This is a genomic window from Cesiribacter sp. SM1 (genome assembly GCF_020178975.1).
Taxonomy (GTDB): domain Bacteria; phylum Bacteroidota; class Bacteroidia; order Cytophagales; family Cyclobacteriaceae; genus Cesiribacter.
In genome coordinates this window covers 641,285-667,115 of the sequence record NZ_JAHXBU010000094.1, presented here as the reverse complement: position 1 = coordinate 667,115, position 25,831 = coordinate 641,285, and the positions used below count along the sequence as shown (strand labels likewise).

The 25,831-nt window shown below is 49.5% G+C and carries 19 protein-coding genes and 2 tRNA genes; 6 read left to right on the top strand and 15 right to left on the bottom strand.

The genetic code is table 11. The features are described 5' to 3' along the window. Positions 1–113: 113 nt before the first annotated feature. A complete protein-coding gene (locus tag KWJ01_RS26940) occupies positions 114–503 on the top strand; it encodes a carboxymuconolactone decarboxylase family protein (protein WP_225000243.1) in 390 nt (129 codons plus the stop codon). Next, positions 496–900 carry a hypothetical protein gene (locus KWJ01_RS26935; RefSeq protein ID WP_225000242.1) on the top strand — a complete coding sequence of 135 codons (405 nt, stop codon included), beginning with the start codon at positions 496–498 and terminating at the stop codon, positions 898–900. Before KWJ01_RS26940 ends, KWJ01_RS26935 begins: the two co-directional genes overlap by 8 nt. Here KWJ01_RS26935 and nth read toward each other — a convergent pair. The 9 genes from nth to KWJ01_RS26890 all read right to left on the bottom strand — a co-directional run bounded on the left by nth (position 897) and on the right by KWJ01_RS26890 (position 10,473). After that, the gene (nth, locus tag KWJ01_RS26930; protein ID WP_225000241.1) at positions 897–1,568 is read right to left on the bottom strand and encodes an endonuclease III; all 672 of its coding nucleotides are present in this window, start codon (positions 1,566–1,568) and stop codon (positions 897–899) included. The genes KWJ01_RS26935 and nth overlap by 4 nt on opposite strands. 321 nt (positions 1,569–1,889) lie before the next feature. Next, positions 1,890–3,035: a hypothetical protein gene (locus KWJ01_RS26925; RefSeq protein ID WP_225000240.1), complete on the bottom strand. Its 1,146-nt coding sequence runs from the start codon at positions 3,033–3,035 to the stop codon at positions 1,890–1,892. 211 nt (positions 3,036–3,246) lie between these two features. Further along, entirely contained in the window at positions 3,247–5,511 is a 2,265-nt protein-coding gene (locus KWJ01_RS26920; RefSeq protein WP_225000239.1) for a thioredoxin family protein, read from the bottom strand. A gap of 245 nt (positions 5,512–5,756) precedes the next feature. Continuing rightward, positions 5,757–6,401 carry a dienelactone hydrolase family protein gene (locus KWJ01_RS26915; RefSeq protein WP_225000238.1) on the bottom strand — a complete coding sequence of 215 codons (645 nt, stop codon included), beginning with the start codon at positions 6,399–6,401 and terminating at the stop codon, positions 5,757–5,759. 3 nt (positions 6,402–6,404) lie between these two features. After that, positions 6,405–7,034 carry a phosphoribosyltransferase gene (locus tag KWJ01_RS26910; protein WP_225000237.1) on the bottom strand — a complete coding sequence of 210 codons (630 nt, stop codon included), beginning with the start codon at positions 7,032–7,034 and terminating at the stop codon, positions 6,405–6,407. A 208-nt stretch (positions 7,035–7,242) separates the two neighbouring features. Next, positions 7,243–7,890, bottom strand: a complete 648-nt coding sequence (locus tag KWJ01_RS26905) for an SDR family oxidoreductase (protein WP_225000236.1) — start codon at positions 7,888–7,890, stop codon at positions 7,243–7,245. 146 nt (positions 7,891–8,036) lie between these two features. Then, positions 8,037–8,843, bottom strand: coding sequence for a hypothetical protein (locus KWJ01_RS26900; protein ID WP_225000235.1), 807 nt, complete (start codon positions 8,841–8,843; stop codon positions 8,037–8,039). Positions 8,844–8,892: 49 nt separating this feature from the next. Next, positions 8,893–9,852, bottom strand: coding sequence for a DUF4349 domain-containing protein (locus KWJ01_RS26895; RefSeq protein WP_225000234.1), 960 nt, complete (start codon positions 9,850–9,852; stop codon positions 8,893–8,895). Between the two features lie 87 nt (positions 9,853–9,939). Next, positions 9,940–10,473 (bottom strand): RNA methyltransferase, encoded by a 534-nt coding sequence (locus KWJ01_RS26890; protein WP_225000233.1) that lies wholly within the window; start codon positions 10,471–10,473, stop codon positions 9,940–9,942. Positions 10,474–10,668: 195 nt separating this feature from the next. On the opposite strand from KWJ01_RS26890, the gene mutS reads away from it, so the two are divergent. The 4 genes from mutS to KWJ01_RS26870 all read left to right on the top strand — a co-directional run bounded on the left by mutS (position 10,669) and on the right by KWJ01_RS26870 (position 14,319). After that, complete coding sequence (gene mutS / locus KWJ01_RS26885; RefSeq protein ID WP_225000232.1) at positions 10,669–13,296, top strand: DNA mismatch repair protein MutS; 2,628 nt, start codon at positions 10,669–10,671, stop codon at positions 13,294–13,296. 26 nt (positions 13,297–13,322) lie between these two features. After that, positions 13,323–13,907 (top strand): N-acetyltransferase, encoded by a 585-nt coding sequence (locus KWJ01_RS26880; protein ID WP_225000231.1) that lies wholly within the window; start codon positions 13,323–13,325, stop codon positions 13,905–13,907. Positions 13,908–14,091: 184 nt separating this feature from the next. Then, positions 14,092–14,164 (top strand) — tRNA-Gly (locus KWJ01_RS26875). Positions 14,165–14,233: 69 nt separating this feature from the next. Further along, positions 14,234–14,319: transfer RNA gene (locus KWJ01_RS26870), tRNA-Leu, on the top strand. 350 nt (positions 14,320–14,669) lie between these two features. On the opposite strand, the gene KWJ01_RS26865 is transcribed toward KWJ01_RS26870, so the two are convergent. From KWJ01_RS26865 to KWJ01_RS26840, 6 genes are all read right to left on the bottom strand, one after another. Further along, entirely contained in the window at positions 14,670–15,554 is an 885-nt protein-coding gene (locus KWJ01_RS26865) for a carbohydrate kinase (protein WP_225000230.1), read from the bottom strand. A 223-nt stretch (positions 15,555–15,777) separates the two neighbouring features. Next, a complete protein-coding gene (locus tag KWJ01_RS26860) occupies positions 15,778–17,517 on the bottom strand; it encodes a glycoside hydrolase family 32 protein (RefSeq protein ID WP_225000229.1) in 1,740 nt (579 codons plus the stop codon). A 226-nt stretch (positions 17,518–17,743) separates the two neighbouring features. Next, a complete protein-coding gene (locus tag KWJ01_RS26855; RefSeq protein WP_225000228.1) occupies positions 17,744–19,348 on the bottom strand; it encodes a glycoside hydrolase family 32 protein in 1,605 nt (534 codons plus the stop codon). 107 nt (positions 19,349–19,455) lie between these two features. Beyond that, complete coding sequence (locus tag KWJ01_RS26850) at positions 19,456–21,189, bottom strand: RagB/SusD family nutrient uptake outer membrane protein (protein ID WP_225000227.1); 1,734 nt, start codon at positions 21,187–21,189, stop codon at positions 19,456–19,458. Between the two features lie 31 nt (positions 21,190–21,220). Next, complete coding sequence (locus KWJ01_RS26845) at positions 21,221–24,391, bottom strand: TonB-dependent receptor (RefSeq protein WP_225000226.1); 3,171 nt, start codon at positions 24,389–24,391, stop codon at positions 21,221–21,223. 3 nt (positions 24,392–24,394) lie between these two features. Further along, positions 24,395–25,765 (bottom strand): sugar porter family MFS transporter, encoded by a 1,371-nt coding sequence (locus tag KWJ01_RS26840; protein ID WP_225000225.1) that lies wholly within the window; start codon positions 25,763–25,765, stop codon positions 24,395–24,397. Positions 25,766–25,831: the final 66 nt, after the last annotated feature.

Below are 25,831 nucleotides of genomic sequence, written 5' to 3'. Positions count from 1 at the left end.
ATCTAAAGTATATAACAAATCATAAATATCCTACCAGGCAAGTGCTAATTCTACGCACCCATTTTCTCAGTCTTAGCATGTATATTTGCACATATTTTTACGTACTACATTTTATGAGCATTGTATCTGATTTTAACGACTACCGCAGCCGCATGAATGAGAAGATCATGGAGGCTGATAATAAAGTACTGAAGCGCTTTTTTAACCTCGACACCAATACCTATATGGAGGGAGCGCTCGATACTAAAACAAAAGAAGCCATTGGCCTTGCCTGCAGCATGGTGCTGCGCTGCGACGACTGCGTGCGCTACCACCTGGAAAAATGCCACCAGCTGGGCTACAGCAATGAGCAGATGTATGAAATTTTTTCGGTTGCTACCCTCATCGGGGGCAGCATTGTTATACCACACCTGAGGCGCGCCGTTGAATTCTGGGAAGCCCTGCAAGCGGAGGGCCGCCCCGCGGAGGGCAGCCCCAACGAACCAAAGGGAGAAAATGCTTAAAAAAGACCTTGACCTGGAACGCCGCTGGCAGCAGCTGCGCCTGCGGCTGGGAGAGCAGATTGGCCGCCGGCCCAAAGACCTTAATGCCATCCTGTTCCTGATTGGGGTACAGGAGCTGGGGCAGGGAAAGCGCAGCTTCAGCAAAGAAGAAAAGCAGGACCTCATGCACATTGCCATCTGCAAGGCCCTTAGCTACAGCGGCTTCTATGAGCTGGAGGGGCTCGATGCCCAGGGCTGGCCGCATTGGAAAAAGGTAAAGAACCTGCCCCACTTTGACCTGCTGGAACAGGAAAAGCTGCTGAAAATGCACGTGCTGGAGTATTTTGAGCAGGAGATGGGCTGGGTTTTTGTACCAAATCCTTCCGCTCCGCCGCCGGATGATGCGCCACAACCTTAACGGTGCTTTGTAACCCCCACCTGCCGGCACATGGAGAGCAGCAGGCAGGTAGAGCAGTGGGGTAGGCGGCCTGTACAAATATGCTTGCCGAAGGGTACCAGCAGGCGGTTAATCTCCACCCAGTACTCCTGCGGTAGTTCTTTCTCCAGGGCTGCCATGGTCTTTTCCGGCGTGGAGGCTGCTACATAACCCCAGCGGTTGGTAACGCGGTGCACATGAATATCAACCCCAATGTAGGGCTGCTGTGCGGCAATGCCCAGCGCCAGCCCTGCACATTTGGGGCCCACGCCTTTAAAAGCTGTTAACACCTCAAAACTGGCCGGCAGCTCTCCGTTCCACTTTTCTTCTGCCTCTTGTGCAATGGCTAGTATGGTAGCTGCTTTGTTGCGGGCATAAGAGCTGTCGTAAATTGCCTCGGCTAATTGTTCGGGACTAAGTTTCATCATTTCTGCGGGTGTACGAGCAAGCGCAAACAGCCGCAGCGAAGCCGGAACGGTGGTTTCATCAAAAGTGCGGATGGAGATAATGCAAGCCACCAGCTGCTCAAAAACACTGGTATAGCCCCGCTCATAAAGATCAAATAAGGCTGCTGGTGGCAGCTCTGCCGTCATTTCCCGGAGAAGAGCAACTGTTTTATGTATATCGAAAGGTTCCTTGGCTTCTTCCATAAGCAGTACTTTTAGCGGTAACAGACACCTGTTCTAATAAACACTGCAGCAGCAGAAGGTTTGGCAGGCTATAAAAAAAGCCCCCTATGCCTAACAGCACAGAGGGCATCCATTATCTTTCAAAAAGCTGCTTCAGTGGATGGTTGTATCCACTATTACCAGAAACTTTGATTTTAAGAGGCAGCAGCAAATCCTGCGGCAAGCATTCGCTTATGCCTTTACATATTGTGTGCCTGCCAGGCACTACAGGTTAAGCCTTTGTGAGACACAAGCGGATGCTTGCGCCAGGAATGATCAGGAGTTTATTAGCATTCAATCATGCTAGTACTTCGCATAGAACCCCCGGCAGGCATCTGTGAGTTGGGAGAAGATAGGGGCAGCAAAGCCGGCAAACATATCTTGTGGAGGTGGGGGTGGCACTTCGCGCAACTGAACCAGCTTTTTATGTTTAGCATCCAGGGCCCGCTCATCTCCGTTAAAAAAGCCCCACTCGCTGAACCAGACAAACTCACCCGGAAACTGCCTGTGCTGCAGTACTGCGTTGGTGCGGGCATCTACGATGTACATACTTACGCGGCCCCGGGAGATTACTTCCTTCCGGAAAGTGGTGAGCTTGGCTTCTACAGTACCATATACCGGCACTAAAGAATCAGGCTTTACCTTTACCTCGCCAATGCGCACACTATCGCGCTTCAGCTGTTCTTTGCTCTCTTTTAAATGGGTTTCTCCGATTACAAAATCCTCAAACTGAATCCGCACGTAGTGGTCGGGCTGGTTAAGCTTTTCAGCATCGGCCTCTTCCATGGAATAGAAGCGGATAAACCCATGCTGCTTTTCGGCATTGTGCAGGTATGATTCTATCTGGTCATTGAAAAAGGCTACATCCAGCGAGTAGCGGCCCGGTACCGGAATTTGTTCTACCAGCACCTTTAAAGTTGCCAGGTAGTGGGCTTCCTCCATCTTTCTCTCACTATCAAGATAGCCCGGCACATAGTGCATGGCTGCCCCAAAATGTTCATAAGCCTGCCGGGCTGCCTCTCGACTGCCCCTGCTCAACTCCTGCTGGCCTAAAGCATAGCTTTCTGCTGCAGCCTGCTCACGCGCCTCCTGTAGTTTGGCATGATAGGGCTTTGGTACTGGCACCACGTTTAAGGCACCGGGTGTATAGCGAATGGCATCGTAAAGTGCATTTAGCTGCTCATAACGACTTACAATGTTGCCCCAGCGGTTTGCTGTTTTAAGGGTTTTGAGGTGAATGATATCTGCCTCCAGGGCCTCTACTGCCATGGGGTAGGCCTGCAACAGGGTTTGGGAAGCTTTTTTATGATCGGGCTTTTGCTTTAGCCTGTTAATGGCCTGCATGCTGGCTTCGTAGTAGTTGCCCTGCTCCCAGGCTTTTTTGCCGGAACTGCAGCCAAAAGCAGCTACAGCCAGCACTAATATAAGGGTATGTAAAACGCGCTTCATAAGCGGTAAGGGTTGAGGTTCTGTTATGGCAAATACAGAAATAGTGCCAATTTGATAGAGACCTCAAATATAAAAAAAGCAGCCGCTGCCAAGCAGCGGCTGTAATATTATTTCGCTTGTTGTAATTTTTTGATACTAAAGCAGTTGCCCAAACCCTATAATCAGTTGCAGCAGCTAATTGGAAAATCCGCAGGTTAACGCAGCCGGGCTACTACTGCTGGGCCAATGGTCTCTGCTTATGGCGTTCTACGCCTGCCTCCAGAAATTCTACAAAATTCTTTACCTCCAGGTCGTAGGCTTTGGGAGCTGCCAGTAAGGATTCTGTATGCGGATCTACCAGTGTGTAGTAAGGCTGGGCATTGGCATTGAGCCGCTGGATCATAAAATCGAGGTTCTGCTTACCGATCGACTTCTTGAGCTTGCCATCGTAGGCGCTAATGTACCAGTCTTCTGCGGGAAGTTCTTTTTTCTCGTCTACATAAAGGGCTACTACCACATAATCTTCTTTCAGGCGGCGCAGCACTTCGGGATCGCTCCAGACGTTGGCTTCCATTTCGCGGCAGTTAACGCAGCCATGGCCGGTAAAGTCAATGAACAGGGGCTTGTTTTGTGCCCTGGCACAGGCCAGCGCCTGTTCATAATCAAAGTAGCCATTTAGGCCATGAGGCAGGTGGAGCAGCTCATCGTACTGGGGCTTTTCGCACAGCTGGGGCAGTTCCGACTTTTCTTCGCCCTTCAAAATAGCCACCAGGTTAAAATCGTGGGTGCTCATGGGCGGCAGGTAACCTGCAAGCGCTTTTAAGGGCGCACCAAACATGCCCGGAATAAGGTAGAGCACAAAGCCAAAGGTAATAATGCCCAGGATCAGTCCGGTAACAGAGGTGCTGCTGCGGGGGCTGTCGTGCGGCAGCCTGAGTTTGCCCAGCAGGTAAAAGCCCATCAGGGTAAAGATGATGATCCAGAGCGCCAGGTACACCTCGCGGTCCAGCAGGCCCCAGTGGTAGGTCTGATCTGCCACGCTTAAAAACTTTAATGCCAGCGCCAGCTCCAGGAATCCTAATACCACCTTCACCGAATTTAACCAGCCGCCGCTCTTGGGCAGTGAGTTAAGCCAGCCCGGAAAAATGGCGAGCAGGGTAAAAGGCAGGGCAAAGGCCAGGGAAAAACCAAGCATTGATACTATAGAGGTAGCCCCGATTTCATCGGCAGTTTCTATCAGGATCGTACCCACAATAGGGCCGGTACAGCTAAAGCCGATCAGCACCAGGGCAAAGGCCATAAAAAAAACGCCTACCAAACCGCCACGATCGGCCTGCTTATCTACTTTATTGATAAAGCTGTTAGGCAGCGTAATTTCAAAGAGCCCGAAAAAGGAAAGTGCAAACAGAATAAAGATAAAGAAGAACAGGATGTTGGGGAACCAGTGCGTACTGAGCTCGTTGGCATAATCGGCACCAAATATTTTGGCGAACAGAATACCCAGCGACAGGTAAATCAGGATAATAGACACCCCATAGAAGAGGGCAAACATAACTCCCTTACGCCTGTTTCCCTGTCCCATTTTCAGGAAATAGGTAACTGTAAGTGGAATCATGGGGTAAATGCAGGGGGTGAGCAGTGCCGTTACACCGGCCGCCAGCGAGATCAGGAACAGGGCCAGAAAGCCACTGCGGGATTCATCGCTGCTTTCTTCCCCGAACGGATTTTGAAAAGGATCGTACTGGCGCACGCTAACACCATCGTTGCTCACAGTCTCGGTTTGTGCTGCAGTTTCGGCCGCTTCTCCGGATCTGTCTGCCGGTACAAACACCTCCTGCTGCTGCTCTGCTGCCGCCAATCCGGCAGCGCCTTCACCTCCGCTTAGGGTTTCAACCTCCGGGCTTGTGACAGAAGAAGTGCCTCCGTCTTTTTTATAGCCTGTTTTTTCCTGGGGCTCTTTATTACCCTGTTTAGGGGGTGTTATGGTTTCGCCTGACTGTTGCTGCCCCTCTTTTCCTTTTACTACCTGTATATTTGGCTGTGGCAGGTCGCTGTCGAACGGAATGCACTGGCCGGTAACATCGGTGCAGATCTGGTAGCTGGCCGTTGCCTGTATCTTTGGGTTTTCCTGCAGCACCTTTATTTTCTGGCGAAATTCTGCAGTGCCGGTAAAGTAGGTATACTCCCCCTCCCAGATCTCATCATATTTACGCTTGGCTCCTACCGGCTGCACCTTACCAACTAAAGAATAGCTGGCATGGGGCTTAAACTCAAACTCCGTTACCATGGGCCCCAGCTCCGGATCAAAATCATTGGAATAGAGGTACCAGTCTTTGGGAATCTGCGCCCGAATGATGAACTCTGCTTCGCCACCCACTGGCACACGCTCGGGCTTAACCTCTACAGACCATTTGGGTGCCTGTTGCATCTGAGCGTAGCCTGGTAGCTGCAGGGCCAGCAGAAAGATCGTTAGTAAAAGAGCATGGTGTATCTTCATGGTACGTGCTTCAGCCTTCAAGGTACAAAAGTAACACATACTGCAGATAAAAAATTTATCGGCTCCTATAAAGGATCTCTACGCGTGCAGCAACAGCCCTTAAGTACCTGAAAAGAAACGCTGCCCTGCCTGCCTAATTGCAGGAAGTTTTGATTAAAAGCACAAAAAAAGGACCCGCTGTATTAACGGGCCCTTTTAATTTTCAAGCTTAAGAGTCAGAAGACTTCTACCTGTTACCGGTGCTTCTATGCCTGCAGGTACTGCCTGTACCAGTCTGCTGCCAATCGGGCTACTTCTTCCAGCTTGCCGGGCTCTTCAAAGAGATGTCCGGCCCCGGGCACTATCTCCAGTTGCTTAGGTTGGGGCAGCTGTGCATAGGCCTGTTCGTTTAAGCCAATCACCTGGTGGTCATCACCACCTACAACTAGCAGGCTAGCCGTTTCCACGCCCGAAAGCTCTGGTATGGCAAGATCTGGCCGGCCGCCGCGTGATACTACAGCCTTTACAAAGCTACCAACACGGGCCGCTGCCTTTAGCGCAGAGGCTGCTCCTGTGCTGGCGCCAAAGTAGCCTATGGGCAGGTGCTGCACTTCATTTTGCCTGCCAGTCCAGCGGGTAACGCTCACCAGCCGCTCGGTGAGCAGCTCAATGTTAAAGCGGTTTTCGTATACCCGGTCTTCTTCCTGGGTTAGCAAATCGAACAGAAGCGTAGCAAACCCTGACCGCTGCAAATCGTTTGCTACCTTTTTATTGCGGGGACTGTGCCGGCTGCTGCCACTGCCATGGGAGAAAATAACTATTCCCTGTGCATCCAGGGGCAGAATCAGCTCAGCCTCCAGGTGAACATGCTGACCTACCGGTATGGTAATGTCTTCTCTTATTACTTCCATAAACTATCTGGCTTCAAAGTGGCGACGGTCGTGCAACAGCGCTGCTACTTCCTGGTCTTCTACCTGGTTAAAATCCTGGTAGAACTGCCCTACCGCCCTAAACTCATCGGGCACCGACAGGCAAATCACCTCATCGGCCTGCTGCTTTATTTTATGAATAGCTTCCTTTGCCGAAACCGGCACCGCAACAATCAGCTTCCGGGGTTTATCCTTGCGGATCAGGTCAATTACCGAAAGCAGGGTATGCCCTGTGGCCACACCATCATCAGTAATGATAACGGTTTTATTGGTAATGATGAGCGGGTCCTGCTCGTGCAGGTATTTATGATAGTTATTGCGCAGGGTTTCCCTAACACGGGCTATTTCTGTTTCGAGATAGTCTTTAGGCACCTGCAAGTCCTGGTTCACCACATAGCCATTCAGGCTTACGGCACCTATCGCAAATTCCTTGTTGGTTGGGTGTCCGATCTTTTTAGAGAGCACCAGGTCCAGGGGCCAGTCGAGGGCTTCTGCAATTTCGTGCCCAATGGGTACACCACCTCTTGGTATTGCCAGTACTACACCTTCTTCATTCTGATATTTCTTTAGCTGATCGGCAAGGGCCTGACCTGCTTCTTTTCTGTCTGTAAACATAATTTTTGTGTTTAGGTGAAAAAATTATTTAACCGCCTGTTTTTTTTACAGGCACTTATATAAAACTACGAATCTAATTATCAGATTGTTATCTGCAATATGCGAGTAAAGCAACAGATCTACAGGCTTTTAGCTGATAAGAAGCAGCCTGGGGCAAATAAAAAAGCCGCACCTTCCGGTACGGCTTTGTAACTTTTCAAAAAAACTGCTACACAAGCGGCAGATTAACCAGTGCCTGGTCTATGGGCGTGTTGCCGCTTGTTAATTCAAACACCTTATTTTCGGTGTGGCGAATATCCAGGCAGGCTACCAGGGCACGGGCAACATCTTCGCGTGGTACACTGCCCTCGTAGCTATCCAGCTTTTCGGTGGCAGTAACTTTGCCGGTTCCTTTGTCATCGGAAAGATTGTTAGCCCTTATGATGGTGTACAGAATGCCGCTGTACTTAAGCTCTTTATCCGCCTCATGCTTGGCTTCCAGGTAGGTTTTCAATTCATCTGGTCCTTTGCGGGGGTCGTCGGCACCTACAGAGCTAAGCATAATAAAACGCTGCACCTTGTGCTTATAGGCATCTTCTATCAGCTTAATAGCTCCTTTTTTATCTACGGCTTCGGTTTTATCGGCGCCTGTACCAGCACCTGATCCAGCTACAAAATAGACGGCATTAATGCCCTCCAGCGGAAAAAATTTATCTTTCTCCAGATCGGCAACCACTGGCTCGGCACCAAGCTTACGCATTTCTTCTGACTGGCTGGAATCGCGTATCATAGCCCGTACTTCATGGCCTTTTTCGCTTAGCATTTGCACCAGGTGGTGCCCTACTTTACCGTGTGATCCTGCAACAAGTATTTTCATGGTATATTAAATTCCGGTATTACAATTAATAAATATCGAAGATGAAAAAATGGTAAGCCTGGGCCTACCATCCTTTTCTCTGTTCTTAGATAACTGTATAGGAATTGAGTTGTTTATCGCAGGCTCAATTCTAGTTTCCGTAGCTGCTATTTTGCCGATGCTGTAAACTTCTTCTGCTTGTATTTGGGCGGTACCTGCCATTTATCTGCAGCAAGGGTGGTTTTTTCTATGGTGTTCATGGTAGAGGTAATATCCGGCTGCCCCTGCACATCGTAATAAATACTTTTTACGGGTAAGCCTTCTTCACCACCGGGCAGCATTTCGGGCATGGAAAAGGCCATCATGCCCGGCATATTGCGGCCCATTTCCTGCAGCTGGCTTTGCAGCAGTGTGTAGAGCGATACCAGCGCCTTGAAATTATCTTTATCCTCTCCCAGATCTTTATAGGTAACTACATATACCTCGTGCCGCAGCTTATCGCCGCTTTTACCTACATACTTGGTGCTCTTCCAGTTTTTAACAGGTGCCTGGGCCTGTTCTTTTTCATAGGTGACAGGCTCCTTAGATCCCATGATTTTACGCATCTGCTCTTCCATCATTTTCCGCTGACTCTCCGGCATCTGCTGCAGGGTTTGCTCCATTTGCCGGGCAGCTTCCTGCATTTGGGCATTCATCTCCGCCATTGCTGCTTTGTCCATCAGCGTATATTCTTTCTTTTTGTGGTTGATCAGGTACATTTCCTCTTTGGTGGCGTCGTAGAGGGTCGTCATCTCGTTCTGATCATCGGATTCCATCAGCACCTTATCGGCAGTAAGGTATACGCGGTTAACGGTAGACTTTGCCTTTTTGTCCAGCATTTCGCTGGTAATCAGCAGAACATCCTGTGCCAACAGGCTGCTGCTGCACAGCAGGAAGCACAGACAGGTGAAAAGCGGGGAAAAAATCTTTTTCATATCAAAAAGTTAAAGGTGGTACTGCAATCAACTCAAGATCAAAAAGTTGCTAATCTTTTGCAAGTGATTTGCGCTTATGTTGTTTCCGGTACCTGATCACTGCCAGGGCAATAATACCGCCAATGACCCAGAGCGGCCAGAGCCTGAAAATAAAGAGCAGCAAACCCAGCAGCAGTTGCCAGCCACCATCCAGCGCGCCTAAAATACGCTGGCCGAAGTTGGGGGTGCGGCTGGGCAGGTACTCGTACTTTTGCACCTGGTAGAGGTTCAGGTGAATGGTGCTGTAGCCCACCTGGTGGCTAAGGTAGCGCAGCTGACCTTCTTTTGCTTCAATTTCCTCCTGCAGCTGCCGCAGCTTTTCTTCCACTTCCAGAATCTCTTTTACTGTATTGGCTTTTTGCAGCAGCTCCTGGTAGCGCTTTTCTACCTTTTTCTTGGTCTGCAGGCGGCTGCGCAAATCCACATACTGCTCGGTGACATCCTGCGCCTCCACCGACTTATGGTCTACCCGCTCCGGCAGGGTGCCAAGGGCATTCATGAGTGCATCGAAGTAGCGCGAAGGCACCCGCAGCGTTAAATTAAGCTCATGCCGCTGCTGGCTGTTATTCTGGTTTGAGGAGGAGATGTAGCCTCCCGTCTTTTTCACCAGGCTATCGACCTTGTGATTCGCTTCCTGCAGCGCTTTTACCTCGTACACCAGGGAAGCTGTTTTGATTATTTGCTTGGCCACCGTATCAAAGGGAGCAGGAAGGGGCTGGGATACATTTGTATAGGCAGAGGGACCACCTGGCACTGCCACCATCTCTACTGCAGCATAGTCCATATCTCCCGAACGTCTATGCATCTTGTAATCTGCCGGTGAAGGTGGCTGGGCAGAGAATGGAATATTCATGTCCACATCCGCAGTTTCCTCAAACTCATCGCCTGCATAATTATCACGGGTACTTCTGCTGTTATCAGCTTCGCAGGCGGCAAAAAACAGGAGCAACAGCAGGGGGAGCTTTTTCATAAGGAGGAGAGGGTTTGGTAAAAAGCTTTTAGCTCTAACGCCTCTCATCTTATTAAATTGCGCATACTATTTCTTTAAAAAGTAAAATTACTCCCGGTACAGCTTCTCCAGCAGGCTCCAGAGCACAATGCCCATGCTTACCGATACATTCAGTGAATGCTTGGTGCCCCACTGCGGAATCTCCAGGGCTGCATCGGCCAGCTGCATCACCCCCTCGCTCACCCCCTCTACCTCGTTGCCAAATACCAGTGCATACTTTTGCCCTTCTGCCGGCATAAACTGCTGCAGCTGCGTGCTGCCCTCGGCCTGTTCAACAGCCAGCACCTGGTAGCCCTCCTGCTTTAACCTGCTGCACAGCTCCGCTGCATTTGGGGCATGCTCCCAGGCCACTGTTTCCTGAGCACCCAGGGCAGACTTATGGATTTCGCGGTGGGGCGGCGTACCCGTAATGCCACAGAGGTAGATCTTTTCTGCTGCAAAGGCATCGGCAGTGCGAAAGGCGCTGCCCACGTTGTTAAGACTGCGGATGTTGTCGAGCACCAGTACCAGGGGGTGCTTGGGCAGTTGTTCAAATTCCTGTGGGCTAAGGCGGTTCAGTTCGTCGAGCTTAAGCTTGCGCATTTTCTAGTATTGAGTAGTGAGTAGTGAGTATCAAGTACAGCTTCGGTAGCATAGAAAGGGAGTATCACATTTTATAAATGTAAAATAGCAGTACATTTTTCTAAATCCGAAAGCTTCTTTGGAAAGAGAATTCCTGCAAAGCAACTGAATTCACTATCTTTGAGATTGGCGGAGCCGGAAAGCTTTATTCTAGAGATGACGAAAGACACTGCAGTTAAGACAAAGAAAGAAGAAACTCCCCTGATGAAGCAGTACAATGCCATTAAGGCTAAGCACCCCGGTGCGCTGCTGCTGTTCAGGGTGGGCGATTTTTACGAAACTTTTGGTGATGATGCTGTTACAGCCAGCAAGGTGCTGGACATTGTGCTCACCAAACGCTCCAACGGCTCTGCCTCTGAGGTAGAGCTGGCGGGCTTTCCGCACCACAGCCTCGACTCTTACCTGCCCCGCCTGGTGCGCGCCGGCTACCGCGTAGCCATCTGCGACCAGCTGGAAGACCCAAAGACAGTGAAAGGTATTGTAAAACGCGGCGTAACCGAGCTGGTAACGCCCGGCCTTAGCTTTAACGACCAGGTACTGGAAAAAAGCCGCAACAACTACCTCTGCTCCCTCCATTTTGGCAAGGGCAGTATTGGGGTTGCTTTTCTGGATGTATCTACCGGCGAGTTCATGGTAGCCGAAGGTCCGCAGGAGTACATCGAAAAGCTGCTTCAGGGCCTGCAGCCTTCGGAGGTAATCTACAGCAAGGGCTGCCGCAAGCGCTTTTCAGAACAATACAGCAACTACAGCTTCAGCACCTATACGCCCGAAGACTGGGTGTTTCAGCACGATTACGCCTATGAGTGCCTCACCAAACATTTTGGTACTACCTCGCTCAAAGGCTTTGGCGTAGAAGACCTGCCCGAGGGCATTATTGCCGCCGGCGCCGTGCTACACTACCTGCAGGAAACCGAGCACCACGACATGAACCACCTGGTGCAGCTCTCGCGCATTGCCGAGGAGCATTATGTGTGGCTCGATCCCTTTACCATCCGCAACCTGGAGCTGGTGTACCCGCAGCAGCCCGATGGCATTCCCCTCATTTCTGTGCTGGACCAGACCGCCACGCCCATGGGAGCCCGCCAGCTGCGCCGCTGGCTGGTAATGCCACTCAAAGATCTTAAAGCCATCCAGGAGAGGCTGGAAGTGGTAGAAGCCCTTACCAAACAGCCCGAGCTGCTGCAGCAGCTGATCAAAAGCCTGCGCAGCATTGGCGACCTGGAGCGTCTGATCTCTAAAGTAGCTGTAGGGCGCATCAACCCGCGGGAGATGCTGCAGCTGAAGAAATCGCTGAAGCACACCCTGCCCATCCGCGATATGCTGGCGGGCGGCAACATAGAGCCGCTGCGCAAGCTGGCCGACCAGCTGAACCCCTGCACCTACCTCTACGAGCGTATTGAGCGGGAGCTGGCCGATGAGGTGCCGCTGGTAACCAACCAGGGCGGCATGATGCGCGATGGCATATACGAAAAGCTCGACGAGCTGCGCACCATAGCCTACAGCGGCAAAGATTACCTGCTGCAGATACAGCAGCGCGAGCAGGCCCGCACTGGCATCTCCTCTCTCAAAATTGCCTATAACAAGGTGTTTGGCTATTACCTGGAGGTTACCAATGCCCATAAAAATAAAGTACCGCAGGACTGGATCCGGAAACAAACGCTGGTAAACGCCGAGCGCTACATTACCGAGGAGCTGAAGACTTACGAGGAGAAGATTCTGAATGCCGAGGGCGAGATCAACAGCATTGAGCAAAACCTCTTCAACGAGCTGGTAGCTGCCGCAGCAGAGTATACTACCCATATTCAGCAAAATGCACGGGTGCTGGCCACCATCGACTGCCTGGCTGGATTTGCAGCCGTAGCCCAGAAGCGTGGTTACATCAAGCCGCAGGTAAACGACGGTTATGCCATTGATATTGAGCAGGGCCGCCACCCGGTTATTGAGCAGCAATTGCCGCCCGATCAGCCCTACATTCCCAACGATACGCTGCTGGACCCCGACGAGCAGCAGATCATGATTATTACCGGCCCTAACATGGCGGGTAAATCGGCCCTGCTGCGGCAAACGGCACTGATTGTGCTGATGGCCCAGGTAGGCTCCTTTGTGCCGGCAAAACGGGCTGCCATTGGCGTGGTAGACCGGGTGTTTACCCGCGTAGGTGCCTCAGATAACCTGGCCAGGGGCGAAAGTACCTTTATGGTGGAGATGATTGAAACGGCCTCCATCCTTAACAACCTAAGTGATCGCAGCCTGGTGCTGATGGACGAGATTGGCCGTGGCACCAGCACTTACGATGGTATTTCCATTGCCTGGAGTATTGTGGAGTACCTGCATGGAAACGACAAATACCGCCCTAAAACACTTTTTGCCACCCATTACCACGAGCTGAACCAGCTGGCCGAAGACCTGCCCCGGGTACGCAACTTTAATGTATCGGTAAAAGAGGTGGGCGATAAGGTAATCTTTATGCGCAAGCTGCAGGCCGGTGGCAGCCAGCACAGCTTTGGTATTCATGTTGCGCAGATGGCCGGCATGCCCAACCGGGTGGTAATACGCGCCAGCGAGATCATGCACCACCTCGAAGGCGATAAGGGCAGGCTGCAGCACCAGCAGAAGGTAAAGGAGATGCCCAAAAATACCTATCAGCTTAGCCTGTTTGAGCTGGACCCTAAGTTTGAGCAGGTGCGTGAGCTTGTTGAAAAAACCGACATCAATACAATTTCACCGGTGGAAGCCCTGCTAAAGCTCAACGAAATTAAGGGACTGCTGGAGAAGAAGGGCTAATTTATTCCCCATGGATGCAGATAAAGATGATCAAGGCAAGCAGCAGCGACAAAGCACTGGTAATCGACATCCTGGCACGCGCATTTGATGCCAATCCCAGCGTTAACTACATTGTCAGGCAGGATGGCAGGCGGGAAAAGAGGATCAGAAGCCTCATGGACTACTCTTTTGAACTGTGCCAGGCTTTTGGTGCTGTTTATCTGTCTGCTGACCGGAAGGGCTGTGCCCTTGTGTTACTGCCTGAAAAGAAGAAAACCACCATCAGGACCCTGATGCTGGACCTTCGCCTGGTGGTTGGTGTGACAGGCCTGAGGAGGGTTGGGAAAATACTTGCCCGGGAGGCAAAGATCAAAAAGGGCTATCCGCAGCTACCCTTCTATTACCTGTGGTTTCTGGGAGTAGCACCTGAACAGCAGGGCAGGGGCATTGGCAGTATGCTGCTACAGGATATTATTGAAGAAAGCCGGCAGCTGCAGCGGCCTGTTTACCTGGAAACTTCACTAGCCAGCAACATTGGCTTTTATCGGCGGTGGGGGTTTGAGGTTTACCGGGAAATTCTCTTTGATCAGCCCCTCTACTGTATGAGGCGACCAATAACTTTAATAGGATAGCAACCCTTGCTAAAGGCACTAAAAATCGTAAAACATTGGAGTTCAGATTGCTAATATTAGTACACTTAAATCGACGTAAAATTTTTGAATTTTTTTTCTCCCTACCCCTTGCCTTTTTATTTCTATCCACTACCTTTGTAATCCCAACCGGTTAGCGGGAAGGAAAAAAGAAAAAATAACAAACGCGAAAGTAGCTCAGCTGGTAGAGCGCGACCTTGCCAAGGTCGAGGTCGCGGGTTCGAACCCCGTCTTTCGCTCAAAGAAGAGCATCCTGCACCGGGATGCTTTTTCGTTAAAAGACTAGGTACAGTAGTACATAGTCGGCCGCCGGGATGGTGGAACTGGTAGACACGCAGGACTTAAAATCCTGTGGCACGCAAGTGCCGTGCGGGTTCGATTCCCGCTCCTGGTACGTACAAAGCCTCATAACAGCTGGTTTCAGCAAGTTGTGAGGCTTTTTCTATTAGTAGAAAGTAAATTCAGGTGAGGAGGTGCTTTGTAATTAGCCAAAGCTAAATAAAAAATCCGGCTTTGAGGAATCCCCACCGCCGGATTTTAAGCTTACTCAAAACAGTTAACATACCCCCGGAAACCACCCCGGCATTGCCTCTAAACCAACCACAGAAAAAGGCCGGGTACATCAACTCTTTGTCTTTCCACTAAATCAATATTAGCGGAGTAAGCGCGGTAAACACTTCTTAAAGCTCACAAACAAGAAGTGTTTATAATCACAGGTAACTATCAACTAATAGTGCAAATCTTTTAGCTTAGCATGAGCGCGCTTTTGATTTCTGCTGAATAAGGGGGCAGCGGACCGCGGGAAGAAGCAACAAAGGCGCCCATTCTGTTCGCGATATCCGCAGCCCTCATCGCGTCTTTCTTCTTGAAGTAATGGTGTATAAAAGCTGCACTGAATGAATCTCCTGCACCAACCGTATCTACCACTGTGGCAGGATAGCCCGCTATAAAATGGAGCGCCTCTTCGTAAAATAAATAACAGCCCTTTTCTCCTGCAGTAATAATGATCATCGGGATGTGGTAGTCTTTCGATACCAGGAGCGTAAATTCCTCTACTGTTAAGGCTTGGCCGTAGAATATATTCGAAAGCACATTTACCTCATCATCGTTAAGCTTTAAAATGGTGCAAAGCTCAAGGGAATGCTGAATGACCAGTGGCGTATAGCAGTTCTTGCGCAGGTTGATGTCATAAAAAATATGCGTATACTTCTTACTGCTCACCAGCTGCTGCAATGCCTCTCTGGATTGCCCGCTGCGCTGGGCCAGGGTGCCAAAATAGAGCACATCAAATTCAGTTTTTACCAGCACCTGATTATGCGCCTCAAACTGTATGTAGTCGTAAGCTACATGTTCGGTAATGGTGTAGGAGGGCTGTCCCGCAATAAACTCTACCGGTACTGTGCCTGTTGGGTGGGCTTCATCATGCTGAACAAAGTCTGTTTTAACGCCCAGGCCACTTATTTGCTGCACGGCATACTTACCCAGCTCATCCCTGCCTACTTTTGAATAGATGTACGACTCGGCTCCAAGCTGTGCCAGGTGCGCTGCAAAATTCAGGGGAGCGCCTCCCAGGTAATGCTCTCCTTCTATGATATCAAACAGGATTTCTCCGAAAGATAAAATTCTCATATGTGCACTGTTTCCGCTTCTTCTTGTGTTTTCATCATTATTTTACCGGCAGCTGTATGGCCATAGTAATTGGGCCGCTCTGCTTTTGACAGATGGTTTGTGCTGGTGGCCGTAATGCCTGCTTCCTGCAGGAATCATGCATACTGTAGTCTGTACCACTTCTGGCACAAAGTTCAGCCCTTGCCTACCCCTACTGATGCCTGATACCACTGCCAGATGCCACCTATTGATGTACATCTCCTTCATAGATGTTTTTCATCTGCCATGCATCCAGCGATTTAAGTTCGGCATCTCTTCCCCGAGACTGGATGGATACCCCCAGGCTATCATCCCTGCCGGGATACACCCTCATGGCCACACACTGTTTTCCATTTACAAATACCTCTACTACACTTTTATCAATAAAAATTCGAAGTTTAACGGTTTCTCCCGGATTTAACTGAAAGGGAGCCGTTTCCGGAGCACGGATTTCAGCATCTGGCAGTGTGGAAGAGTAAGATGATTGTATTGATATCAGGCTTGCCGGCACACTGCGCTTTCGGGGCGCAGGCTTTTCATCGGTAACCAAATAGATAAGATCTGCCGGCATTTTGGCCGTCTCTGGGCCCGACTGGTAATCCAGGCCTGCCGAAAATCCCTTTTCTTTGTAAAAAATGATGCGGGTGTATTCTTCTTTATTGGGTGAGCGCAATACGTTCAATTCAATTGTTTTAGAATCTTTTGGATCAATCTCTGCAGAAATCTCCATTGCATTGCCGCTGATGTTCTTCAGTACTATTTCCTTGTTTGCAGGAAGCTTTGTTTTACCTATACGTTTAGCATTGTAGCGAAGAGAAGCAATATCTCCGGCCGGCTCCTGCCCTACCTCATCTTCTGCAAGAAGCGTTAGCCGGCGTGGCAATGTCATGATCTGGTTCCAGCCTTCGGTTGGCCTTCCCTGGTTCATATTAAAAATAACAATTACGCCTCCCTTGCCATCCGGAGTAGCAGAAGGGGCATGCACACCCGCGGGGCTCACCGCGCCATGATTAAATTTACCACCGGAGGTAACAATAAACTTATTATTTTCCTTATCGTAGTCGCCCAGCAAGTACTGCCCTCCACTCATATGGCTGAAGAAGTTCATGATGTACCGGTCGCCAATAGGCCAGAAATAAGGGCAGGCGCCATCATCACCCACCAGGGTAAAGCGGTCTCCTTCTACAAACTCGTGCATGTACTCCCATTTGGCCAGATCTTTTGAGCGGAAAAGATAATCTGCCCGCACAGGTTTATTCCCAGGACCTGTGAATGATCTGCCTGCAGAGAGCGAATAGTAAACACCGTCTTTTTTCCAGATAGAAGGATCGAACACACTATAGGGCAGGGAAAAACCAGTAGTGCTCTTTAGCGGAATAACTGCCTGGCCAGTAACTTTCTCCCAGTTCAGGAGCAGGGGATCGCTCGATACCGCCACCATATTACCAACACCTGTTCCATGATACATGGCAATAACACGATCTTCTTCAACCAGGGTAGCCCCTGAAAACACGGCACGTTCAGGACCAGGATAGATGGCATAGGGCAGATCTCTCCAGTGAACCAGGTCTTTGCTGATGGCGTGGCCCCAGTGCTGACGCGGATCTTCCGGCGGGTAGGCCTGGTAAAAAAGATGCCAGTTTCCTTTCCAGTAGCTTAATCCGTTGGGGTCATTGAGGGTTCCTTCTGGGTTTACGTAATGATAGATAGGACGGAACTTATCGTCTGCCATTTTCTTACGCGACTCAATCAACCTCTGCATCAGCGGATTGGTTTTTAACTGAGCCTCCTGTTCCTCCAGCGTATTAGCAAAGGTATGTTTGGGCACTTTGGATGTGTTATCAGGAGCCGCCTCCTGACCTAATGTATCGCCAACACTAAGCAGTGTAAGCATGGCAACAGCCATTGCTACACGAATAGCGAATGATTCTTTTTCACTCTTCATGATTCTTGATTTGTGATTTGGTATTTGAACTGAATTTTAAGAGCTGGCCGGATAAAGACCACAACAATGGCAGCCATACCTTTTCCATGATACTCTTAAGCGTATTCAATCATTCTGCAGATGAACCAGCATGCCAATACCCCTCAACCCAGGTTTGGAGAAAAAATGAATACAAAACATAAGGCAACAGCCTGAATGCTACTCTTGCCAGCTATCGGAAGCACCGTTACAAAGATCCATTGTAGATGGATTTAAGGTCTGTGACCTTGCCCGCATTTATGCGCACATTTCCCTTTTGAGATACTAATCTGACGTTGGTGAATTCCTCATCCGGGAAGAAGATATCTGTCATAACTGTTTTTCCGCCATCGGCAAACAGTTCTACTGATGCCACATCTACCAGCAGTTTCATGGTATGCACTGCACCAGAGGCCAGTCTTGGCCCATAATGTATTCCTGCAAACTCATCTGAAAACTTGTGAGTACCAGCCTTTGTCCTATCAATGAAATACTGATTTTTTGCGGCATCGTAGCCTACCAGAATCTTCTGATCCTGATCATTCGATAATTCAACAGCAAACTCACCATCTGCATTAGCAAGTTCCAGCTCAAGGTCTATTTGAAGAGCTGGAGACCGGAAGGGCATTTTTTCTGATATGTCTAAAGCGCTGGCCACAGCTTGCGATTCCAGTGTGTATTCATTCTGGTACAGCTTTTCCAATTCCTCCACAGGATTGGAAAGCAGACGCAATCCTTCCGAGGTTTCTGCCAGTGTTAAGGTTCTGGCTACTGTCATGGCGCTGCGCCATTTTTCTGTCGGCACTACATTGGCGTACTTCCAGTTACTCATCCAGCCCATAAACAGTCTCCTTCCATCTTCAGCCGGTATGTTCGACCATGTAACACCTGCGTAATTGTCACGGCCATAATCAATCCAGATGCCTTTTTCGTCTACATCAGCGCTAAACTGCTCATCCAGCACAAAGCGCTTACCGTCAAAATCGCCAACAAAGTATTGTGTTGCAGAGCCCCCGTTAGGGCCACCCGGGTTAATGCTCACCAGCAGCACCCACTTTTCTGCTCCACTGCCGTTTACCTGCATTTTAAACAGATCCGGACATTCCCAAACCCCGCCATGTGCACCAATGCCCTGGCCAAAATCACTTTCGTGCTGCCATTCTTTAAGGTTTTTGGAAGAATAAAAGCTGATATGATCGGCTACAGCCAAGGCCATGATCCACTTTTGTGCTTCTTCATTCCAGCTTACCTTTGGATCGCGAAAATCCCGGATACCGGGGTTGGGCAGCACCGGGTTGCTTTCGTACTTGGTCCAGCTGCGGCCCCTATCCAGGCTAAAGGCAATGCCCTGGGTCTGGTAATCGTTTCTGCCGGCACGCTCTCCCTCTGCATTATGGTAGGTGTAAATGGCTACCATGGGTGGGTTGTCTGCTGTTCCCAGGCCGGAGGTGTTGTTAAGGTCTACCACGGCACTGCCGGAAAAGATAGTACCCAGGCTATCGGGATAAAGCGCAATAGGCAGGTGCTCCCACTGCACCATATCCTTACTCACGGCATGACCCCAGTGCATGGGTCCCCACACGGTGCTGTCGGGGTTGTGCTGGTAGAACAGGTGGTACTCGCCATCATGATACACCATGCCATTGGGGTCATTCATCCATCCTGAGGGTGGCGTAAAATGATAGAGCAGCCGGTGGGCTTCTTTTGTGGTTCCATTATCCACTACTTCGTCGGTTGTTTGTTTAGAACTCTCGGCCTGGCACCCCATAAACAGTACCATGGGAACAGCATATAACAGTTGTTTTATTTTCATATCATTAAGGTTAGTTGATGGCGTAGTTGGTCAACTCAAAAAGTATCAGCCGGCATTACTCCGGCAGTAGCCGGCTGATTGTTCAAAATAGCACTGGTACAAACCCCTTAGTAACCGGGATTTTGCACATACAGGTTTTTAGTGAAGTCTATCTCCCTTTGCGGAATAGGCAGGTACTCATCCCGGCCTGCCGTAAAATGGGCACCAGATAAGTAGTCTCTCTTGGTCTTCTCCTCTTCAAGGTAGGCATTCAGGGTTTCTGCAGCAATACCCCAGCGTACCAGGTCAAAAAAGCGCGGACTCTCCATGGCAAACTCCAGCCTACGCTCCCAGCGCAGGGCTTCCCTGGCATTTTCCTGGGTCCAGTTAATATTGCCGCCATCTACATATTCCTCAATACGATAGTTAGAAGGGTTTTCACCATCGGCAGTTTTGAGTCTGCCAGTGCTGGCCTTAGCCCTGGCCCTAACCTGGTTAATGAGAGGCAGGGCTTCCTGGTGGCGCCCCAGTTCTATCAGGGCCTCTGCCTGCATCAGGAGCACATCTGCATAGCGGATAATATCAATGTTTTTTGAGGTCCCTATAAATGGTCCGTTCTTGATGAAACATTCACAGTCAGGCAACTGCTGCTCTTTCATGTTACCAAAAAAGCCATATACTCCTTTATCCCTTGCCCAGCTCTCCTGGTAAAGAAAATTAGGGTTGTACTTATAGGGGTGCCCTGGTACACCCACGGTGTGGTCCAAGCGGGGGTCAACGCCATTGTTGAGGAAATCCTGCGGATTAATCATGTCGCTTTCATTGAAAGTATCGAACATGGGTAAGCCGCTATTATCAGTTTTGAAGGCATTTACCATGTTCTGGCTTGCATAGTGAAATCCACAGCAGCCATACTCCGGTGCACCATGAGGTGAGTTGAGGCCGGTTACAAAAGACACACGGCCGGTGGTTGTTCCGTCGGCAATGGAGAACTGAATGGCAAAAACTGATTCGGGGCCGTTATCGTACCCATTGAGAAAGTTTTCAGCAAAGTCGGGTTGCAGGCGGTACATACCGGAGTTAATTACCTCCTGGGTCAGCGACACCACCTCTTCCAGGCGCGAGGTGTTGATGTTCACCACCTGGTGGTTATCGTCCTGCTCATAGGCCTGGTAAAGGCGAACTTTAGCCAGATAAGCCATGGCAGCATACTTATTTGCCCTTCCTACTTCCGATTGTGTTTCGGGCAGGTTGTCAATGGCAAACTGGAAATCTTCGGCAATCTTATTCCAGAGCTCATCATTGGTGTACTCCCGGTTCGATACCTCCAGAATTTCTTCCGGCGATAGGGTTTCATCTATGTATGGAACGTATTTGAACAGCTGCTTCAGCATAAAATAAGAGTGGCCTCTCAGGAAGCGAAGCTCACCGGTTCTTACTGCTTTAAGTTCAAAATCTTCGGTAGCATTGATGGCCCTTAAGGCAAAGTTAGTTCTTGATATAGCCTTATAGTGGTTTTCGAAGGTGCGGGGGCCCATCCAGTTGTCGCCAGTCTGGGGCTGCACCATGTTGTACTGCTCCAGAAAGTGAATGTCTATAACATCGGCAACGCCTCCGCCTGCTTTGTAGGCGTCGTCGGAGCGTACACTGCCATATATCCAGCTACTGGTAATAGGCCCTACCATGTCATCGTTGGCAATACCGGCGTAGGCTGCGGTTACCAGGCCTTCTATGTTTTCGGGAGCGGCTACATTTTCAGAAGATAAGGCTCCTTTTGGCTCATACTCAAGAAAATCATCACAGCTAAACATCAGCACCGTAATAGCGGCAATAAGCGTGGTTTTTATTGTGTAGCGTGTCATATTCGTATGTTTCTTAATTCAGTAGATAGATTTACAGACTTATGTTGAGGCCGAACGAATACACAGAAGGTACCGGAATGGCAGTCAGGTTTGTCCGTTCCGGATCTGGGCCCTTAAACTCCCTGCTTTTAAACCAGAATACATTTTCTGCCTGCAGATACACCCTTAGGTTACTTACAGGGCCAAGATTGGCGAGTAGGCTTTTTGAAAAATTGTAGCCTAACGACAGGTTTCTCAACTTGAAATAAGAATTGTTGACAAACAGGTAGTCTGATGTTCTGGTCTCGTTGTTACCATCTGAGAGCGTTAGTGCCGGAATGGTAGAGGTGTTGTTTTGGGGCGTCCAGGCATTAAGTGTGCCGGGGCCTACATTATCTCTACCCCGAATAAATTCATTGAGGAAGATATAGTTATCGAAGCCCCTTCTGCCTGCAACGCCGGAGCCAAACATAGAAAGATCAAAATTGCGATAGCCCAGGTTGATGTTCAGGCCATATTCCAGCGAGGGCAGGGTGGTACCGAAAAACTCCTGGTCTAAAGCATTTATTTCGCCATCATCGTTTAAATCTACATAGCGGATCCTGCCTGGCGCTGCCCCAACCTGGTTGGCGTGTGTTTCTACTTCTGCCTCGTTTTGGAACAGCCCATTGGTTCTGTAACCAAATATGGCAAACTGCGACTGCCCCAGGATATCCTGCTCGGCATTGCCGGCAAAACCTGTGCGTACCTCTTCGGGTAGCTCGGTTATTTTATCCCTGAATCTGCTAATGTTGGTAGCAATGGTATAAGATAAACCTCCCTTGGTTTGATCTGTATAACCCAGGGCAAATTCCCAGCCCTTGTTTTCTACGGTTGCTCCGTTTAGTGTTCTTAGCACACCTTCGCCAGCGGCAGAAGCCACCGGTGGAGTAATCAGTACATCCGTTGTTTCCCGTGTAAAGTAATCGAAGGAGCCCTGCAGCTTTTGCGTGAAGAAGCCAAAGTCAACACCAAAGTTTAGCTCAGTGGTGGTTTCCCACTTCAGGTCAGGATTTGCACCCTGTATAGACACAAAGCCCGAAGGAAGTGTTCCGGTATTTACACCTGCCAAGTCATAAGCAGTACCAACATTGTAATAGTTATCGAAGAAGAATCCGTTGCCCAGCACCTGCTCCTGGGTAAGTCCGTAGCGGGAGGCAAACAAGCCAAAGCGCGACAGATCCCCGATGGATTGATTGCCAACCTGCCCATAGCCTGCCCTTATTTTAAGCTGGCTTAGTGATTTGACATTATCCATGAAAGACTCCTGGTCTATTCTCCAGCCTAAGGTGGCCGCAGGGAAAATTCCGTACCTGTTGTTGGCCCCAAAGCGGGAGGAGCCATCTCTCCGCAGGGTTACAGAAGCTAAATATTTATCCTGAAAGCGGTATCCTATTTTACCAAACTGCGACAGCAAGCGGCTGCCCGTTTCACTACCTGTGTTGTTACGTAAACCCGTTGCAGCATCCAGTACAAAGAAATCTTCGGTTTCTAAAGCAAACTCCTGTGCACGGGAGGTCATAAAGGTCAGGTCTGTTTTTACGGCTTCAGTACCAAGAAGAAAATCAAAGTTGTGGTCGCTTAATTCCAGATTGTAAGTAAGGGTGTTGGAGAAGGTAAGGCTTAAGTAGGAGTTATTGCGAAGCTCCAGGCTGTTGATTGTTCTGGAGATAAAGCCATTAGAAACCCTGGGTTCAATGTCTTTAACATGCACCTGGTTGTAGTCTACCCCAAAGCTGGTCCTGAAATTCAGGTTTTCAGCGATGCCTATCTGGGCAAAAGCATTGCCTAAAAAAGAATTGCGGTGCGTGTTATCCCAGCGGTTAATGTACTGGATCAATAAAGGGTTGTTCCTGTCGGAATAGCCAGAACCCAGGGGGCCTGCAAATTCGCCATCAGACGTATAAACAGGTATGGTGGGTGCCAGGGTAACGGCCAGGCCCGGGGTAAAGGCGCTGCCTACATCTCGCGATGCCAGTGTTTCATTGGAAGAGGCAAACTGGGTGTTTACACCAAAGGTAAATGCATTATCAAACAGGTTAAAGTGAGAGTTAAGCTTGGCAGTATAACGCTCGTAATTAGTGTGAGCCAGCGTACCTGTGTTTTTAAGATAACCGATATTGGCCAGCAAAAAAGCCTGTTCGGAGCCTCCTGAAATCGTCAGATCGTTGTTGTATACCTGGCCGGTTTTATACATTACATCCTGCCAGTCGGTGTTGCCGGCGGGCACATTTTCGTCGCCTCCAACATAAGGCTGTACCGTTACACTATTAAGCACGGGGTTATCAAAATCGCCGTTCCAGTCAAAGTTGTAAATCTCGCCGTAACCTCCTGCCGGATCGGTACGATCGTTTACTGAGGCCTGCCACAGGGCTCTCCCCCTGCCTACAGCATCGAGCATTTCGTAGCGCTGCCTTTTTTCTGATAATGCAGATATGTTGGAGTTGAGCTGAATATTCAGCTTGTTCTCATTCTGGCGCCCTGCCACCCGATTTTTGGTAGATACGATAATAACACCATTGGAGGCCCTGGCACCATAGATAGAGGCAGCCGAGGCATCTTTTAATACCTGTATAGACTCTATCACACTTGGGTTCAAGCTTGCGAAAACTTCCGGGCGTATGGTTGGCACCCCATCAATGATGTACAGGGGATTGTTATCACCCAAAGTGTTTGCACCTCTGATGAGTATTTGCTGGTTAGTGCCTGTAGGATCACCTGACCTTTCGATGTAAAGCCCGGGTACCCTTCCCTGCAAAGCCTGAGCCGGATTACCCGAACTCATGCTTTGTCCTTTCACAGACTCCATTTCCACAACAGCAACCGCACCGGTTAAATCCACTTTTCTTTCTGCAGTATACCCCACCACAACCACCTCTTCGAGCGATTGCAGATCTTCCTGCAGGGATACATTGATAGTAGTTTTGTTGCCAACGGCTACTTCCTGGGTCAGGTAACCAACAAACGAGAAAGCCAGTGTATCACTTGGTGCAGCGCTTAATTCAAACTTGCCATCGAGGTCTGTTACTGCACCTGTTGATGTTCCTTTAACAAGTACGTTTACTCCTGGGAGAGTCTCATTTGACGTACCATCGATAACGGTTCCCCTGATAGTTTGCTGCTGTGCACTGCCTAAAAAAGGTAAGCAGCTCAGGAATAGGAAAATGAGTAATCTTTCATTCATAATTTATACTGTTTTTGTATAGCTCTTCATTTCTAGTTCTTTATCAGTAGTGTTGCCCTGCACCTGAATTTTCTCCAGTGAGGTACCCTTGGTTTCAGGCATTATTTTCCATGCAAACAAGAGTTGCAAAACCATCATCAAAGCAAAAATCATAAAGGTGTTGCCCGGGCCTAGGCTAGAGGAGATATATGGAAAGAAGAAGGCGATTAGCGCTGCCAAAAACCAGTGGGTGAAACTTCCAAGCGCCTGCCCTCCTGCTCTTACCTGGTTGGGAAATATTTCTGAAATAAATACCCAGATAACCGTTCCCTGTGAAAGGGCAAAAAAGGCGATGTAGGCAAACAGGTAAATGGGTACCATCATACCACCCACACTTTCCATATAGAAAGAGCTGGCCACTAGCCCCAGGGTTACAATCAGGCCGGCAGAACCAATCAGCATCAGCTTTCTTCGGCCCACCCTGTCTATTAGGGTTAGCCCCACCATGGTAAAGAGCAGGTTAACAAAGCCAATACCGGCAGAAGAAAGCAGGGCCGACTCTTTACCCAAACCAGCCATTTCAAAAATGCGGGGGGCGTAATAGATAATGGCATTGATACCCGACACCTGGTTGAACACAGCAAACAGAACTGCCAGCAGCACCGGGATGCTATGCTTCCGGGAGAAAAGCCTGTCTGCTGAAACTCCGGGCCTGTTACTGCTTTTAGAATCAACAATTGCTTTTAGCTCTGCATCTGCAGTCTGCGGATCTATCTGCATTAGAACACTTCTAGCCTCCTCCACTGCCCCTCTTTTTACAATGAGCCAGCGTGGGCTCCTGGGCACAAACAACATCAGGCCTACAAAAACGGCAGCCGGAAAAGCTTCCACACCCAGCATCCAGCGCCAGGCACCTTCGCCGGCATCTTTCAGCAGGTAGTTGGAGAGGTAGGCAATCAGGATACCCAGCACAACGTTAAACTGGAACATACCTACCATTTTGCCCCGCTTAGCGGCCGGGGCTATTTCGCTGATGTACATAGGGGCAGCAACCGAAGAGGCCCCAACGCCCAAACCGCCAATAAACCTGAAAAACAGAAAAGAGTACCAGTCGGTAGCAAGGGCAGAGCCCACGGCAGATACCAGGTACAAAACACCTATCCAGAACAGGGTATTCTTCCGGCCAAAGGCATCGGAGGGTATGCCGCCAAACAATGCCCCTATTACGGTACCTATTAGGGCAATACTAACGGTAAGGCCATGCTCAAATACATTAAGCTGCCATACCTTTTCTATTGACTGTTCTGCTCCTGATATAACAGCTGTGTCGAAGCCAAAGAGAAAGCCTCCCAATGCTACCGTTATCGACCAAAACAAAATTCTCCTGTTCCTCATCTTATGCGGGCTTGATTTTAATCTCAAGTTATGGGCATGAAAAAGAAGAGGGTTTCAGGATCGTTT